Annotated in this window: 10 protein-coding genes; 6 read left to right on the plus strand and 4 right to left on the minus strand. The window is 73.2% G+C overall.

Annotation, left to right across the window (positions count from 1 at the left end; translation table 11 throughout):
* Positions 1–5 precede the first annotated feature (5 nt).
* Entirely contained in the window at positions 6–7,397 is a 7,392-nt protein-coding gene (locus tag AOM04_RS13600) for a DUF5979 domain-containing protein (RefSeq protein WP_062465326.1), read from the minus strand.
* Between the two features lie 121 nt (positions 7,398–7,518).
* On the opposite strand from AOM04_RS13600, the gene AOM04_RS13605 reads away from it, so the two are divergent.
* The gene (locus AOM04_RS13605; RefSeq protein WP_169816451.1) at positions 7,519–8,799 is read left to right on the plus strand and encodes an MFS transporter; all 1,281 of its coding nucleotides are present in this window, start codon (positions 7,519–7,521) and stop codon (positions 8,797–8,799) included.
* Between the two features lie 259 nt (positions 8,800–9,058).
* Entirely contained in the window at positions 9,059–10,189 is a 1,131-nt protein-coding gene (locus AOM04_RS13610; protein ID WP_062465328.1) for a VanZ family protein, read from the plus strand.
* Between the two features lie 13 nt (positions 10,190–10,202).
* On the opposite strand, the gene AOM04_RS13615 is transcribed toward AOM04_RS13610, so the two are convergent.
* From AOM04_RS13615 to AOM04_RS13625, 3 genes are all read right to left on the minus strand, one after another.
* Positions 10,203–11,387 (minus strand): sensor histidine kinase, encoded by a 1,185-nt coding sequence (locus tag AOM04_RS13615; protein ID WP_062465329.1) that lies wholly within the window; start codon positions 11,385–11,387, stop codon positions 10,203–10,205.
* On the minus strand, positions 11,384–12,055 hold the full coding sequence (locus AOM04_RS13620) for a response regulator transcription factor (RefSeq protein ID WP_062465330.1): 672 nt from the start codon (positions 12,053–12,055) through the stop codon (positions 11,384–11,386). Before AOM04_RS13620 ends, AOM04_RS13615 begins: the two co-directional genes overlap by 4 nt.
* A 90-nt stretch (positions 12,056–12,145) precedes the next feature.
* Positions 12,146–13,240 (minus strand): hypothetical protein, encoded by a 1,095-nt coding sequence (locus AOM04_RS13625; RefSeq protein ID WP_062465331.1) that lies wholly within the window; start codon positions 13,238–13,240, stop codon positions 12,146–12,148.
* Positions 13,241–13,318: 78 nt separating this feature from the next.
* On the opposite strand from AOM04_RS13625, the gene AOM04_RS13630 reads away from it, so the two are divergent.
* The 4 genes from AOM04_RS13630 (at position 13,319) to AOM04_RS13640 (ending at position 16,222) form a co-directional block, all read left to right on the plus strand.
* Positions 13,319–14,182: an ATP-grasp domain-containing protein gene (locus tag AOM04_RS13630; RefSeq protein ID WP_062465332.1), complete on the plus strand. Its 864-nt coding sequence runs from the start codon at positions 13,319–13,321 to the stop codon at positions 14,180–14,182.
* A 179-nt stretch (positions 14,183–14,361) separates the two neighbouring features.
* On the plus strand, positions 14,362–15,393 hold the full coding sequence (locus tag AOM04_RS13635; RefSeq protein WP_062465333.1) for a TerC family protein: 1,032 nt from the start codon (positions 14,362–14,364) through the stop codon (positions 15,391–15,393).
* 75 nt (positions 15,394–15,468) lie between these two features.
* A complete protein-coding gene (locus AOM04_RS14705; RefSeq protein ID WP_156160758.1) occupies positions 15,469–15,633 on the plus strand; it encodes a hypothetical protein in 165 nt (54 codons plus the stop codon).
* A 118-nt stretch (positions 15,634–15,751) separates the two neighbouring features.
* Positions 15,752–16,222, plus strand: coding sequence for an SRPBCC family protein (locus tag AOM04_RS13640; protein ID WP_062465334.1), 471 nt, complete (start codon positions 15,752–15,754; stop codon positions 16,220–16,222).
* Positions 16,223–16,244 lie beyond the last annotated feature (22 nt).

The raw sequence follows: 16,244 nt of genomic DNA on the forward strand, positions 1-16,244 counted from the left end.
GCCCGTCAGCCGCCCTGTCCGCGGCGTCGGCGCACCACGAGCACCGCGACCCCCGCGAGCAGCAGCAGCCCCGCCAGGCCCAGCGGCGCCCAGCCGCCGAAGCCCGTCATCGAGAGGATCCCACCGCCGCCACCGCCGCCGGTGGGAGGCGCGGCGAACCAGTTCTGCGCGCTCACGGTCACGGTGCCGCCCGCGCCGACGGTGACGGTCGCGGAGCCCTCGGTGCCGTTGGACGGGGACACGGTGACGCGGTCCGCGCCGCCCGCGTCGGTCTCGGTCACCACGCACTCGGAGCCCGCGACGATCGTGTCGATCGTGGTGCTGAGCGGCATGCTGCCGCCGAGCGTGACGTTGCCCGCCCAGGTGACGAGCGAGCCGCCCGGCTGGTCGAGCGTGCAGCTGACCGAGAAGATGAACGGCCCGGCCCCGTTCGCGTCCGCTCCGGGTCCCGTGACGGTCTTCTCGATGGCGAGGCTGCCGACGTCGAAGCTGTTGGTGAACGCGACCGTGTTGTCGCCCGTGCCCTCGGGCACGAGCACCACGTCGCCGGCGGTCGAGTACGTGAACGAGGTCACGTCGCCAGCCGTGGACGCCACGGACGTGTCGACCGCGCCCGCGTCGTCGGTCTCGGTCACGACGCACTCCGCGCCAGCGGGCAGGCCCGTCAGCGACCACGTCTCGCCCGCGAAGACCTGGCCCACCATCGGCTGGCCGGGCCCGTAGCCCTCGGCGTACACGTCCTCGCCGAGGAAGGTGCAGTCGACGCGGAACCCGAACGGCCCGAGGTCGGGCACGGAGCCGCCGGCGTCGAGCGCGTCGGTGTCGACGGTCTTGGTGACGTCGAGGCTCGCGAGGTCGTAGGTGTTGGTGACGAAGACCTCGTCGTCCTGGCCGACGATCGCCGCGCCGGGCACCACCGTCGTGCTGGTCGCGCCGGACTCGGCCTCGGTCACCTCGCACGAGGCGCCGTACGGGATCTCGTCGTTGATCGTCACGCCGTAGCCGTTGGCCTGGGACAGCGTGTAGCCGCCCTCGAACACGGTCTCGCCGTCGAGCGTGCACACCACGCTCACGTCGAACGCGTCGGGGGCGAAGTCGTGGCCTGCGCCCGTGATCCGCTTGCGGATCGCGAGCCGTCCCTGCTGGTAGTCGTTGGTCGCGGTGACGGTCACGGTGTCGTCCGCGCCGATCGTGACGGTGCCGTCCGCCGGGTCCAGCGTCGTGCCGTCCGCGTCGCCGTCGTCGGTCTCGGTGACCACGCAGGTGGAGCCTGCGGCGATGTTGTCGACCGTGACCGACGAGGCGTCGGGGTACGCGATCTGGACCTCGCCGTCCCACGTCACGACCTCGCCGCCGGACTGGTCGAGGGTGCAGCGCACCGAGAACACGAACGTCGTGTCGATGAAGTCGGCGCCGGGCCCGGTGACCTGCTTGTCGATCTCGAGGCCGCCCACCGCGTAGGTGTTGGTCACGAGCGCCGTGTTGCCGTCGCCGACGCCGTCGGGCGCGAGCGTGAGGGTGCCGCTGTCGCCGACGGTGACGGCCGGGTCGCCGTCGCCCGCCGTGGTGGTGACGGTCGTGCCCGCGGCGCCCGACGCATCGGTCTCCGTCACGGTGCACTCCGCGCCCGCCGGCAGGCCCTCGACCGCGAACGTGTCGCCGTCGCTCAGCGTCGCCTCCATCGGGGTGTCGGCGTCGTAGCCGGTGCCCCACACCTCCTCGCCGAGGAAGGTGCAGGTGACCTGGACGGTGAACGGGCCGTACTCGATCGGGTTGCCGTCCTGGTCGACCGCGTCGGAGTCGACGGCCTTGGTGACCTCGAGTCCCGCGAGGTCGTACGTGTTGGTGAGGGTGACGCGGCCGGGCACCGCATCGTCGGGCCGCCCCACGGTGCCGGTGGTGACGGTCGAGGAGGTCTCGCCCGCGCCGGTCTCGGTGAGGGTGCACTCGGCGCCGTACGGCAGGTCCTCGACCGTGACGACCTCGCCCACGGGCAGGGTCACGTCCTCGTCGTAGACGGTCTCGCCCAGCGACGTGCAGGTCACGTGCCCGCTGACCTGGTCCGGCGCGAAGATCGCGCCGTCGCCGGTGGTCTCCTTGAGCAGCTCGATCGGGCCCGTCGCGAGCGCGACGCCGACCTGGTTGCCCTCGACGGGGAGCAGGTCGTTGCCCTCGGACGTGGTGGCGCCGGTCGCGACCGTGTTCCAGGCGATCGTGTCCGCGCCCGGGGTCTCGGACAGCGCCGGCGTCTGGGTCTGGAAGTCGATGTTGATGGTCGCGCCCGGGGCGAGCGGCTCGTCGAACACGACGTCGTACTTGAGCGCCGTCACCGTGCTGAGGTCCGCGATGTCGCCGATCGGGGTCCAGGCGCCGTCCGGGCACGGCGTCTGCGGCGTGAGGTCGTCGGTGCACGGCGGGCTGTCGGTGGTGCCGTAGACGGTGACCGTGGCGGCGGGCCCGTCGTACGCCGCGAGCGCGTCGACCAGCAGCGGCGTCCACTCGGAGCCGCGACCCTGGTCGACGATCGCCCCGGTGTCGCCCGGCGTCGGGAGCACGTCGACCGCGACCACGTGGTCGAGCGAGACGGTGCCGGTGTTCTGCAGGACGAGGCGCCACGTCTCGGTGCCGCCCGGCGCCGTGATGGGCACGCAGCCGACCGGGTAGAAGCCGTCCTCGAGGGGCGTGCAGTCGATGCCCGGGGCGACGGGCTGGACGCCGAGCGAGTCGTCGTCCGCCTTGACGCGCTTGGCGGACCGCAGCGCGCCGGCGAAGCCCAGGTCGACCGTCGTGTCGGCCTGGCACTCGCCCGTGGCCTCGTCGAGCGTGCCGTCGCACTCGTCGAACGGCCGCTCGCCCACGATCCCGAAGCTGTTGGTCATGGGCACGTTCGCCGCCACGCCCGGGCGTGGGTAGAGCGGGATCGTGATGACGTACGTCTGCCCGGGCTCGAGCACCGTCCCCGGCGGGAACGTGAAGACGATCTCGGAGCCGTCGCCCGACACCGTCTCGGTGACGTCGGCGGTGTCGGTGGGCATGGGCAGCCCGTTGGCGGGATCGGGGGCCGCGCCCGTGAGGGCGTACGTGAACTCGTCGCCGGTCGAGTCGGGGTTGAGCTGGAGCATCGGCCCGTTCGCATCGGTGGGGAGCCGGTCGGTCACCACCGGGTCGATGATCGGCCAGTCCCCGGTGTTGGTGATCGTGAGCGTGAAGTTCGTCGCGACGCCCGGCGGGATCTCGCCCGCCGGCTCCTTGTCGACGGACACCGCGGTGGTCGCGTGCTCGTACAGGACCGAGCCCGTGTCGGGCAGCGACTGCACGGTGAGGATCGGGTTGCCGCCGGTATCCGTGAGGTACGAGCTCACGATGCCGTCGATGGTGTTGGTCGAGCGGCCCGCCTCGGTCTCTCCGGGGGCCGGGTCGTTGCCGGCCATGTCGGTGGGCACCGGGCCGCCGGTGAGGAGCTCGTCGCGGCGCTGGACGATGATCGGGATCTGCTGGTTGGGAGCCTCGGAGTTCTCCCACTGGGTGCCGTCGGCCCGCGTGTAGATGATGCGGATCCCCTGGACGTCCTCGGGCGCGACGCCCGCGGGCAGCGTCGGGACGGGGCCCGGCGTGCCCTCCACCCAGTCGGCGCCCGTCACCACGACGTCGCCTCCCGCGTCGGTGAACGTGCCGCCCGTGAGCACGTCGATCTGGACCTGATCGATCGGGTCGTCGAACGTGAACGAGGGGTCGAAGCCCACGAGCTGGTAGGCGTTCCAGAACGTCGGGTCGGTGTCGCGCACCTGGAGCATGCCGATGCGCGCGGTGCCCGTCGGGTGCGCCGTGAGCAGCATGCCGAACTGGCTCTGGTCCGGCTCGGTCTGCGAGAACCCGTCCTGCGTCCAGTCGCTGCCGTCGAGCGGGCCGAACTGCTTCTCGACCGTCAGCCCGAGGTCGAGGCCCGTGATGTCCATCGTCGCCGTGTCGTCGTCCGACGGCGGGACGGGCTGCACGTCGGGGTCGCGCCCCGCATCGTCCACGGTCGCGGTCGCGCCGTTGGGGATGGTCAGCACGTCGGGCTCGATGGGCGCCACGATGTCGGTGCCCGTGGTCCGGTTGGTCGCGCGCAGCTGGAGGTCGAAGACCAGGACCGCCTGCGCGTCCGGGGCGATGCGTCCCTCGTAGTCGATCGAGATGCCGGTGACGTCGAGCAGGTCGGCACGCGCGAGGCCGGTCACCGGCGTGACGTCGTTGGGATCGGCGTTGGACGAGACCGTGGTGGTGCCGCCGCCGGCATGCGTGAGGGTCATCGTCCACGACTCGGTCCCGGCGGGCACCTGCATGCTGACGAAGCCCGTGAGGTTGAAGAAGTCGAACGGCGTCGCCCCGGAGCCCGGGTCCTCGACCAGCAGGTGGTCGACGTACGCCTGGGTGAGGTTGGTGGCGGTGAGGGTGACGCGGCCGGACGGGAAGTCCTCGTCCGCGACACCCGGCGGCGGGTCGCCCAGGGGGCCGCCGGTCCACTGCTTGTCCATGCCGACGTTGAGCGGCACGTCGACGATCGCGATCACGTCGGACGCGTCGTCGGTGTAGGTCTCGTCGCCGACCACGGCCGTGGCGCCCGCGTCGTCGCGGATGATCGCCTCGCCGTCCGCGGGGTCGCCCTCGTTGTACGAGTCGTGGCCCGTGACCGGGGTGCCGTCCGAGCGGCGGTCGTCGCGGATCCGGAAGTTGAGGGTGATGGGGCGCTCGTCGTCGAAGGCGCGCGCGACGCCCGAGCCGACGGGCGGCGCGGTCGGGTCGGTCGTGGTCGCGCGGGCGGAGCCCTCGACGAACACGAGCCGGACGCCGATGGTGTCGGCCTGCTCCGCCGCGGTCAGCGTGTAGCCGGGGAAGGTGCCGTCGCACGCGTCCGGGCAGGGGTCGTTGGTCGCGTCGACCCAGCCCTGACCCTCGCGGTAGAGCTGCACCTGGGACACCGCGTCCCACTGGATGAGCGGATCGGTCGCCGCGGTGATGGGGTCGATCGAGACCAGGTCGAAGGCCTCGTAGAACGACTGCGCGATCGGCGTGCCCGCGGGGTCGGGGATGTCCGAGATGGTCATCGAGTCGACGCCGGAGACGCCGCCGGTGCCCCACAGCAGGTTGGCCTGGATCATGTCGTGGGTGCGCGCGCCGACGACCTGCTGGACGATGTCCTTGTCGACGTACTCGCCCGTGCCGCCGTTGCCGTTGCCGCCCGTGTCGGGGTCGATCGGGTTGATGGTCACGGTGTCGCACGCCTCGTCGGACAGCGCGGGGTCGGTGAGCTCCGACGTGGCCCCGGTGTTCGCGCAGTTCTCGACGGTGAGCGGCTCGTCGCCGAAGTAGTCGTCGGCGAGCTCGAAGACGATGTTGGGCTGGACCGTGGTGCCGGGCGGGAACCCGGTGGGGCTGGTCGAGTCGAAGACGAACTGCAGGCCGCCGATGTCGTCGGGCCACGGGCCGGTGTACGACCACGTGGTCGGCCCGGCGATGGGGCCCGCGAGGGTCTCCCACGAGTCGCCGTCCCAGTAGTTCACCGTGAGGGTGCTGTTCGCGAGGATCGCGACGGACGCGATCTCCGTCGGGTCGAACGTGTTCCAGAAGTCGCTCGCGACCGGGGTGTCGTCGGTCACGCTCGTCGCCGGCGGGTCCTGGACCACGATCTGGTTCGAGCCGACGGTGGTGGTGTTGTCGGGGAACGGCGTGGTCGTGGGCGCATTGGTGGTGCCGCCCGGCAGGGTCGCCACGATCCACTCGCCCGCGTTGCCGAAGATCGTGCCAGGGATGAGGTTCTTGCCCTGCTGCGCCCCGAGCAGCGCGAGGAACGTCGAGAAGTCGTCCGACGCATCGTCCGTGCCGTCGATCCCGGACGGCGACGTGCCGGTCACGTCGACCGTGTCGGTGTGCGGCGTGAGCTCGGCCGGGTCGTCGGGGTCGGTGCCGAGCGTGACGTTCACCGTCGCGGTCGCGTCGGGCGGGATCGTGCCGGTGAAGTCGATGGTGAAGCGCACCGGGTCGCATCCCGCCGCGGGGTCGGGCGGGATGGCGCCGTCCGCGAAGGCGGTCGGCCCCGAGGTGCCGCCCGCGGCGCACTCGTAGGTGATCGACGCCGCCGTCGCGCCGTCGGGCCACACGGGAGGCGAGGGGAAGCCCTGGAACGACATCGACGTGTCGAAGCCTGGGGTGCCCGCGGCGGGCTCGGTGAGGGACAGCGAGCCGAGGTCCTCGGTCCACGTGTTCTGCCCCGTGAGCTCGGCGTTGAAGTCGCTGCCGTGCGGCGCCTGCGCCGGGGTGACGGTCTTGCCCGCGACCACCGAGGGGACGTTGGGCAGGAGCGTGTAGGTGTCGTCATCCGTCGCCGGGGTGGAGGTGACGCCGTCGCGCGACACCGTGCTGGTCGCCGTGTTGGTCACCGGGATCGCCGTGTCGACCTCACCGTTGTCGCGCTGCTCGAGGCCCGCGCTGATGTCCACCGACGCGCCCGGCTGGATGAGGCCGCCCGTCGAGCTGGAGTACGTGACGCGGAAGCCGCCCACGTTGCTCGTGTCCGCCGGGATCTCCGTGACCGGCACCCAGGCGCCGTCGATGTAGAGCTCGAGCTCGGCGGTGTCCGCGTCGGGGGGATACGGCGTGTAGGTGAGGGAGGTGAGGGTGAAGTAGTCGAACGTGCCGCCGCCCGCCGTCGGGTCGGCCGGGTCCTGCACCACCATCTCCGTCACGCCCTCGGTCGACGTGTTCGTCGCGGTGAGCGAGAAGCTCGCGTCGGAGCCGGGCGCGGCGAGCGCGGAGGTGGGCGCGTCGAAGGCCTTGCTGATGTCGGTGGTGAGGTTGAGCGGCACGTCGGGGGTCACCGTCGCGTCGTCGGACACCGGCGGGGTCGACGGGTTCGCGACGGTGAAGGTGGCGTCGTTGACCAGCGGGACGCCGTCGGCGGAGTACGGCAGGTCCGGGTCGACCTGCGCCTGGATGGTGATCTGCGCGTTCGAGCCCGGCAGCATGCCGACGGAGCCGGTGGTGGGCTGGGTGAGGCCGCTCGTGAAGTTCACCGTGACGGTCTGTCCCGTGACGTCCGTGGTGAAGTCGCCCGCGTTGACGCCGTCGCCGGAGTAGACCACGGACACCGGCGGGACGGGGATGAGCCCGTCGGGCAGCGTGTCGACCACGGTCGCGCTCGTGCACCCGCCGCCCGGCAGCGAGTCGATGTACGAGCACGACACGTTGATGGTGAAGGTGACGAGGTCGCCCGGTTGCACCACGTCGGAGTCGGTGGACTTGGTGATGGAGATGGTCGCGGGGTTCTCGGCCGCGGCGGGACCCGCTCCCACGAACACCGCAAGGCTCGCGAGCGCGAGGATCAGCAGCCCTGCCAGGCCCGGCCGACGTGTGCGCAAGACGACGCCCCTCCCCTTCGGCCCCGTCCTCAGCGCGGCCCGTTTTGTCACGCTAACCCCATCTGTCACATTTGTCAGTGGGAAGCCGGTTGGTCCGCATGGCCGTCTTCCAGGTGGGACGATGGCGGGCGTGCTCGACAACTACCGCGGGATCCTGTCCCACCCCGGCGCCAAGGCCTTCGTCGCGGCCGGCCTGCTGGCCCGCCTGCCGATGTCGATGTTCAACATCTCGGTGATCCTCATGGTCCAGCTGCAGTACGAGAGCTACGCCATGGCGGGCCGCGTCGCGGCCGTCGGCACGCTCGTGTGGGCCGCCCAGACGGTTCCCACGGCGCGGCTCGTGGACCGGCTCGGCCAGCGCGCGGCGATGATCCCGCTGACGGCCGTGTTCGTGCTGGGCGCGGCGATGGCCGTGGTCACCGCGATGTCCCGCGGCCCGGAGTGGCTGCTGTGGGTCTCGGTCGCGATCGCCTCTGTCCAGGGGCCGCTCGGCTCGCTCACGCGCGCCCGCTGGTCCCACCTGCTCGAGTCCGACCGCGACATCCACACCGCGTTCTCGCTCGAGGGCGCGCTGGACGAGGTGCTGTTCGTGTCCGGTCCGGCGCTCGCGACCGTGCTCGCGACCCTCGTGTGGCCCCCGCTGGGCGTGGTCGTGTGCATGACCGCCCTGGTGATCGGCATGACCATCCTGCTCGCGCAGACGGCGACGCAGCCGGCGCCGCGCACGGGCGACGAGGGCGGCCACCTGGGCTTCCGCCTGCCCGCCGCGGTGATCGCGATGGCGCTCGTGTCCGTGGGCATCGGCGCGATGTTCGGCGGCTTCGACATCTCGGTGATCGCGTTCGCGGACGAGGCCGGCCGCCAGGGCCTGTCGGGCGTGGTGCTCGCGTTCGTGTCGGGCGGCTCGCTCGTGGGCGGCCTCCTGTACGGCGCGCGGCACTGGCGCACGCCGCTGTGGAAGCGCACGGTGCTCACCGCGCTGCTCATGACGCTCAGCTTCGTCGCGCTCGCGTTCTCGCCGAACCTCCTGGTGCTCGCGGCACTCGGGGTGCTCGCGGGCCTCACGATCGCCCCGACGATGACCAACGCCGACACGGTGGTGCAGCGCGTGGTGCGCCGCGACCAGATCACCGAGGGCATGGCGTGGCTGCGTATCGGCATGGGCATCGGGGTGGCCTTCGGCGCGTGGGTCGCCGGCGGCCTCATCGAGTCCGGCGGCGCGCACGCGGGCCTGGGCATGTCGGCCGCGGGCGCGGGCCTCGCGCTCGTGCTGGTGCTCGCGAGCGCGGGCGTGCTGCGGCGCGGCACCGAGCGCGGCGACGCCGAGCAGCTGGACGATGCGCGGCCCCCGTCGGAGCGCGAGGAGGCCGTCGAGCAGCCCCCGCTCCCGCCGCACGTCTGAGCGGTCTTCCAGGAGTTTCCCGGAGGTGGGGACCTAGGTCCCCTCCGCATCGTCCCGACGGCCGATACCTTTTCAACACAAGGTCGTTGGATGGCATCGCAGCCATCCGAACAATCGTGGCTCGGGCGTCCATCCGGGGACTTGGCCGCCCGAGCCGCACCCCATTCCGTGCGCCGGTGCCCCGCTCCCTCCCCTGGGGCGCCGGCGCCGGATTCATGTCCGGGCCGCCCGCGCCCGCCGCCCCGCCTACTGTGGCGCCATGGGGCCCGACCTGCGCATCGACACCGCCATCACCGCGCTGCTCACCGTCGCCGTCCTGCCCCTCGCCGCCCTGCCCGCGCTCGGCATCGTGGTCCGCCGCTACGGGCGGCTGCCGGCCTGGCCCCTGCTCGCTGCGCTGGGGCTGCTCGCCTCCGCGGCCGCGCTCGCGGCGTTCACGGTGTTCCCGCTCCCGCGTCCCGGGCAGGTCGACTGCGCGGGGATGACGATGACGTCGCGCTGGCAGCTCGTGCCGTTCGCCTCGATCCTGCCGTCGCTCGCGAGCGCCTTCCGCGACGGGGGCGCCGGGCTCGCCGGCTACGCGTTCCTCCAGACCCCGCTCAACGTCCTGCTGTTCGCGCCGTTCGGGTTCTTCCTCCACCAGGTCACGCGGTGGCGCCCCGCCGCCGTCACGCTCGCCGCCGCGGGCACGTCGGCGCTGATCGAGATCACGCAGGGCACCGGCGTCTTCGGGATCTACCCGTGCCCGTACCGGCAGCTCGACGTCGACGACGTCGTGCTCAACGCCGCCGGCGGCGCGCTGGGCGCGCTGCTTTCGGTGGCGTTCGCGCGCACCGCCCTCGCGAACCCGGCGCCCGCGCCCGGCACCTCCCCGCCGGGCGCGCCGCGGCGCGCCCTCGCGCTCGCCGTCGACCTCGCGCTCGTCGCGACGGCCACCTTCGCCGCGGCCGCCGCCGCGACCGCCGTGCTGGTGCCGGGCCACGGCGTCGACGCCGCGCAGGCCCTCGTCGAGTCGCCCGGAGTCGCGGTCGCGATCGACGTGGGCGCCGCCGCGCTCGTGGTGCTGCTGCCGTCGGTCCTTCGCCGCGACCGGGCCACCCCCGGCGAGCTGCTCCTGGACCTCGCGCCCGTCGACGCGGAGGACGGGACGGCGCCCGAGCGCCGGCGCATGGTGGCCCGCTGGGCGGTGCGGTGGCTCCCATGGGCGCTGTTCCCGTCGCTGCTGCCCGCGGTGCTGGTGGCGGAGCTGCTCACCGTGATCGCGCGCCGCGACGGCCGCTCGCTCAGCGGGCTCGCGGCGGGCACGGCCACGGCGACGCGTCCGGCGATCCGGGCGTCGCGCATCGTCCCGCGGGACGATGCGGTGGCCGCCGAGCCCGAGCAGGCGTGAGGGCCGCGGCGCGTCAGGCGGGAGGACGCGCCGGCAGCGACACCCGCACGCTGAGCCCGCCGTCGCGACCGGGCCACGCGTCGACCACGCCCTCGTGCACCTGCGCGACGCGCGCGACGATGGGCAGGCCCAGCCCGTGCCCCGCGACCTCGGAGCGCTGGTCGCCGCGGGAGAAGCGCTCGAACAGCGCGGGGATGCCGTCCGCCGCGATGACCGGACCGGAGTTCGCGACCTCGACGAGCGCGCGGCCCGCCTCGCGCCACACGCGGACGCGCACCCAGCCTCCCTCGGCGACGTTGTAGCGCAGCGCGTTGTCGACGAGGTTCGCGACGAGCCGCTCGAGCAGCACCGGGTCCCCCTCGACGGGGGAGTCGTCGATGTCGAGGTCGAGCGCGATGCCGGCCTCGGTGGCGCGCGTCGACGCCGACGACACGACCTCGGCGGCGATGTCCGCGAGGTCCACGCCCTCACGCGTGTGGATGACGTCGTCGGCGCGGGCGAGCGTGAGCAGGCTCGTCATGAGGGAGTCGGCCCGGCCTACCTGCTGCTCGACCTCCTCCGCGAGCGCGCGCGCCTGACGCGACGGCCGGGGCGACGTGAGCACGTTGTCGGCGGAGGCGCGCAGCACCGCGAGCGGGGTGCGCAGCTCGTGCGAGGCGTCGGCGGCGAAGCGCTGGCGCGCGTCGAAGGCGGACTCGAGCCGCGCGAGCATCCCGTTGAACGCGCGCCGCAGGCGCCCGAACTCGTCGTCGGGGCCGTCCTCGGGCAGCCGCCGGTCGAGCGTCCGCTCCGACAGCCCGCTCGCGGCGCGGGAGATCTCGTCGATGGGCCGCAGCACGCGGCCCGCGAGCCACCACGCCAGCCCGACGGCGATGAGCGCGGACAGCGCGAACGCGAGCAGCGAGCGCGTGAGCAGGTCCGACAGCACCCGGTCGCGCACCTGCGCGGCGATGCCGTCGAGGACCCGGGCCACCGCGTCGTCCCGGGCGCCGCCCGGCGGCCGCGCGCCCGGCTCGGGCAGCTGGATGCCTTGCTCGGCGAGCGCCTTCTCAAGCAGCTCCTGCCGCTCCGCCTGCTGCGCCTCGGGGGTGGTCGCGCTCGCCACGAACAGGTAGGCGGTGGTGACGAGCACCCCCGCGAGCACCACGAACAGGAGCGCGAACAGCGCCGTGAGCTTGGTGCGGATGGTCAGCCTCACGCGTGGTCCTCCCCGCGCAGCACGTAGCCCACGCCCTTGACGGTCTCGATGACGGCCGGCTCGCCGAGCTTGCGCCGCAGCGTCACCATCGTCACGCGGACGGCGTTGGTGAGCGGGTCCGCGTACTCGTCCCACACCTTCTCCAGCAGCCGCTCGGCGGACACCACGCGGCCGGGCTGCGCCGCGAGCACCTCGAGCACGCCGAACTCCTTGGGCGACAGCGCGATCTCGCGGCCGTCGCGGAGCACCGCGTGCTCGTCGGGGCGGATCTCGAGGCCGCCCACGCGCACGTGGGGGCGCGGCGCGACGCCAGCGCGGCGGCCCAGCGTGCGCACGCGGGCCGCGAGCTCGGCCATCGCGAAGGGCTTGGCCAGGTAGTCGTCGGCGCCGAGCCCGAGGCCCTCGACGATGTCCTCGAGCGTGCCCGCGGCCGTGAGCATGAGGATGCGGGGCGGCGCCTCGCGCGCCGCGAGGGTGCGGCACACGTCGTCGCCATGGACGCGCGGCAGGTCGCGGTCGAGCACCACCACGTCGTACGCGTTGACGTCGGCCTTCTCGAGCGCCTCGGAACCGTCGCGCGCGACGTCGACCGCCAGCCCCACGCGGCGCAGCCCCGTGGCCACCTCCCGGGCGAGGACCGCGTGGTCCTCGACGACGAGCACCCTCATGCCTGCGCGTCCTCCTTCGCCTCGCCGTCGCGTCGGACGGCCCCACCACGGTACGCGGCGGACGATGCGGGCAACGTAAGGATCCGCGGATCAGGGCACGCCGGCGGCCACCCGCTGCGGATCCCCGCCGATGGTGAGCCGGTACGACGCCTGCGTGCCGTGCTCGTCGCACGCGGCACCGAGCACGCCCGGATCGTCGTAGGTGCCCGTGGCGTACGCCTGCGGGGACGACGAGCACAACCACTCCGGCAGGCTCGCCTCCGCGAGCCGCCACTGGTCGTTCACCAGGTCGACCACCACCCACGTGCCGCCCGCCGTCCGGTGCGGCTTGTCCTTGACCGGGCGCTGCGACAGGAACACCGCGAAGCTGCCGTCGCGCGCGACCCACACCTCGTCGCCCGCGTGGTGGGCGCCGTCGACGCCGCCGTCCGCGAGGAGGCTGTCGAGGGCCTTCTGGGCGCCCAGCGCGCGGAAGTCGTCGCCGCTCGCGCGCACGAACAGCGACTGGAGCGTGCCGCGCCTGGAGTAGCCCGCCCACAGGGTGCCGTCGCCGGCGAACTCGGGCAGCGGCGCGACGGAGGAGACGGTGCCGTCGTCGGCGACCTGCAGGGCGGGGACGGCGTCGCCGCCCCACCCGTCGACCACGAGCCCCGTGTCGAGCTCGACCTGCACCACCTGCGTGGTGTCGTCCTCGCCCACGCGCGCGGTCCACGCGAGACGCGCGTCGAGGTCGGACTCGAGCAGCACCACCTGCACGTCGGTGCGCAGGTCGAACAGCTTGAGCAGGTCCCCGTCGGGGGCCACCAGGTAGAGGGCCTGCGCGGTGCCGCCGGGGCGCCACGTGTCGCCGCCCGCCGAGTGCACCGCGACGCCCCACGAGTCGTCCACGCAGTCCCACGTCGCCTCGGTCATGAGGCGCGCCCGAGGTAGCCCGTCCGCCTGATCTCCCAGGTAGGGGGGCTTCTGGCCGTCCGCGAGCGCACTCCAGTCGCATCCGAGCGACGCGGCCTCGGCGCTCGCGCTCGGCTCCGGCGTCGCGCTCAGCTCGGGGGAGGACGTGACGGCGGGCGCGGGCGCGGTGTCGCCCAGCAGCAGCGGCTCGACGGTGAGGTAGGTGCCGTACAGCAGCGTGCCGCCCACGGCGACGCCCGCGATCGCGGCGAGCACCTGACCCCAGCGCGGCATGGCCACCTCCTGAGCGTGAGGGTAGCCGTCCCCGCGCGGCGCGAGGGCACGCCCACGCCGGGCGCTAGGTTGTCCCGCATGACCGCCCGGATCGCCATCGTCACGACCCTCGAGCTCGCCGTCCCCGACGACGACGAGACCCTGCTGCTGCCGCACCTGCCCGAGGCCGCGCTCGTCGCGTGGGACGACCCGTCGGTGGACTGGTCCGCATTCGACGTCGCGATCCTGCGCAGCACGTGGAACTACCACGACCGCCTCGAGGACTTCCTCGCGTGGGCGCGCGCCGCATCGTCCGCCACGCGCCTGCTCAACCCGGTCGACACGGTCGCGTGGAACACCGACAAGCGCTACTTGGCCGACCTCGCGGCCGCGGGCTTCCCCGTGGTGCCGACCACGTTCGTGGCGCCGGGCGAGGCGGTGCCGGACGATGCGGTGGTCGCGCCGGGCGCGCACCTGGTGGTGAAGCCGTCGGTCGGGGCGGGCTCCAACGGGGCGCGGCTGTTCGACGGCGAGCCCGACGAGGCGCTCGCGCACGTCGCGGCGCTGCACGCGCAGGGCAAGGTCGCGATGCTCCAGCCGTACCTCGCCGAGGTCGACGAGGTGGGCGAGACCGCGCTGGTCTACCTGGGCGGATGCTTCTCGCACGCGGCCCGCAAGGCCGCGATCCTGTCGCGCGACATGTCGTGGGACACCGGCCTGTACGCCGACGAGAAGGTGGTGCCGACCTCCGCGACCGAGGCCGAGCGCGCGCTCGCCGACCGGCTCGTGGCCGCGCTGCCCGGGATGGGGCACGCGGACCTCGCCTACGTGCGGGTGGACCTGCTGCCCACCGCCGACGGGCCGGTGGTGCTCGAGCTCGAGCTGACCGAGCCGAGCCTGTTCCTCGCGCTCGGCGAGGGTGCGCCCGCGCGCGCGGCGGAGGCGTTCCGCGCGCTGCTCTGACCCGGCCACGGCGCGCGGCGCCGTGACAACCGGGACCCGCATCCCCTACCCTTGACCACCGAGGGGAGTACTTCTCAAGCCCCGTCCCGGTCAGTACGAGATCTTCGTGGATCCTCCCGGGCGGGCGCCGCACCAGCGGCGAAGGAGACCTCAGGACCTTCGCGTACCTGAGGAGACCCATGTCCCCGCTCATCATCGAGACCCCCGCCGCCGAGACCGCGCTGCACTCGATCGCCACCCCCGGCCTGTGGGCCGTCACCATCGTCGCCGTCATCGGCCTGCTGGTCTTCGACTTCCTCGTCACCCGCAAGCCGCACGAGGTCTCCTTCAAGGAGGCGCTCGGGTGGACCGCGTTCTACATCGCGCTGCCGCTGATCTTCGGCGGGTGGGTGTGGGCCGCGCACGGCTCCGACGTCGGCGTGAAGTACTACACCGGCTACATCGTCGAGAAGTCCCTGTCGGTCGACAACCTCTTCGTCTTCATCCTCATCCTCAGCGCGTTCGCGGTGCCGCGCGTGCTCCAGCAGCGCGTGCTGCTGTTCGGCGTGGCCGGCGCGATCGTGCTGCGCGGGCTGTTCATCGCGCTCGGCGCGGGCCTCATCGCCACCTTCGACTGGACCTTCCTGCTGTTCGGCGCGATCCTGCTCGCCACCGCGATCAAGGTCTTCAACGACGCCCGGAGCGACCACGACGAGGCGATCGACCCGTCCGAGATGCGCATCGTCAAGGTGATGAGCCGGTTCTTCCCGGTGACGGGGGAGTACGAGGGCACGCGTGCCACCGTGATGCGCAACGGCCGCCGCGCCCTCACCCCGCTCGCGCTCGTCATGGCGGCGATCATCGGCACCGACATCGTGTTCGCGGTCGACTCCGTCCCCGCGGTGTACGGCATCACCGCCGACCCGTACCTGGTGTTCGCGACCAACGCGTTCGCGCTGCTGGGCCTGCGCGCCCTGTACTTCGTGCTCGAGGGCGCGCTGTCGAAGCTGGTGCACCTGGGCTACGGCCTGTCGATCATCCTCGCGTTCATCGGCGTCAAGCTGGTCCTCCACTGGGCGCACGGCGTGTGGGCGGCCGTCCCGACCGTCCCCACGACCCTGTCGCTCGTGGTGATCGTGGGCGTCCTCGCGGTCACCACCGCGACGAGCCTGCGCGCGTCGCGCCGGGCCGAGGAGGCGGCCGCGGACGATGCGGCACGCCCCTCCGCGTGATCCCTCGCCCCTGCGCGCGGCCCGGCGGGAAGCCCCGGCGGGCCGCGCGCGTTGCCACCCACCGGAGGTGCACCCATGAGACGCAGGTTCGGACGCTGGCTCGTGCTGGCGATCGCCATCCCCCTGACCGCCGCCCTGCTCGGCCGCATCGCGGACCGGGTCGAAGCGAGCCAGGGGCCCGATTCGACGGTGGCCAAGGGGCTGCGGCTGGGCAAGGGCATCCTGCGTCCCGGCTCGTAGGGACCCGGCTCTGAGGAGGCGGCGCATCGTCCCTCCGCGGATCTCCGGTTGACGCCCTGCCGCCCTCCTACCAGGCTGAGCCCTGAGGGCCGAGGGGCCCGCAACCCGGGGAGCGTGGATGGACATCTCGTTCGAGGCGCCCGCCGAGCCGCCCGTGCTCGTCGCCACGGCGCGCCTCGCGGCCCCGCTCTCGCGCGTGTGGACCGCCGTGACGGAGCCCCTCTACGTGCAGCAATGGTGGGCGCCCCACGGCTACGTCAACCGGTCCGTCGAGATGGACGTCGAGCCGGGAGGATCGTGGCGCGTGGTCCAGAACGACCCGGAGGGCAACACCTTCACGTTCTACGGCCGGTTCGACCGGGTGGAGCCTCAGGCGCTGCTCAGCTACTCGTACATCTCGGAGCTGTTCCCCGACGTGGTGACGTACATGCGCTGGGACATGGGTGCGACCCCGGCGGGGACGATGCTCGTGGGCAGCCACCTGTTCCCCGACGACTACCACCGCACCGGCTTCCTGCACCTGGGCGGGGTGGCCCGCATGCGCGAGGCCGCCGAGCGGCTCGACGACCTGCTGCGGTCGATGGCGTGAGCCCCTGCCGCGGCGCGGCCCG

The sequence above is a fragment of the Demequina soli genome (assembly GCF_000971195.1).
Lineage (GTDB): Bacteria > Actinomycetota > Actinomycetes > Actinomycetales > Demequinaceae > Demequina > Demequina soli.

Coding starts and splice junctions, on each gene's coding strand:
- AOM04_RS13610 (WP_062465328.1), top strand. CDS start 9,059: ATGGGGCCCGACCTGCGCATCGACACCGCCATCACCGCGCTGCTCACC.
- AOM04_RS13625 (WP_062465331.1), bottom strand. CDS start 13,240: ATGCCGCGCTGGGGTCAGGTGCTCGCCGCGATCGCGGGCGTCGCCGTG.
- AOM04_RS14705 (WP_156160758.1), top strand. CDS start 15,469: ATGAGACGCAGGTTCGGACGCTGGCTCGTGCTGGCGATCGCCATCCCC.
- AOM04_RS13635 (WP_062465333.1), top strand. CDS start 14,362: ATGTCCCCGCTCATCATCGAGACCCCCGCCGCCGAGACCGCGCTGCAC.
- AOM04_RS13620 (WP_062465330.1), bottom strand. CDS start 12,055: ATGAGGGTGCTCGTCGTCGAGGACCACGCGGTCCTCGCCCGGGAGGTG.
- AOM04_RS13605 (WP_169816451.1), top strand. CDS start 7,519: ATGGCGGGCGTGCTCGACAACTACCGCGGGATCCTGTCCCACCCCGGC.
- AOM04_RS13640 (WP_062465334.1), top strand. CDS start 15,752: ATGGACATCTCGTTCGAGGCGCCCGCCGAGCCGCCCGTGCTCGTCGCC.
- AOM04_RS13630 (WP_062465332.1), top strand. CDS start 13,319: ATGACCGCCCGGATCGCCATCGTCACGACCCTCGAGCTCGCCGTCCCC.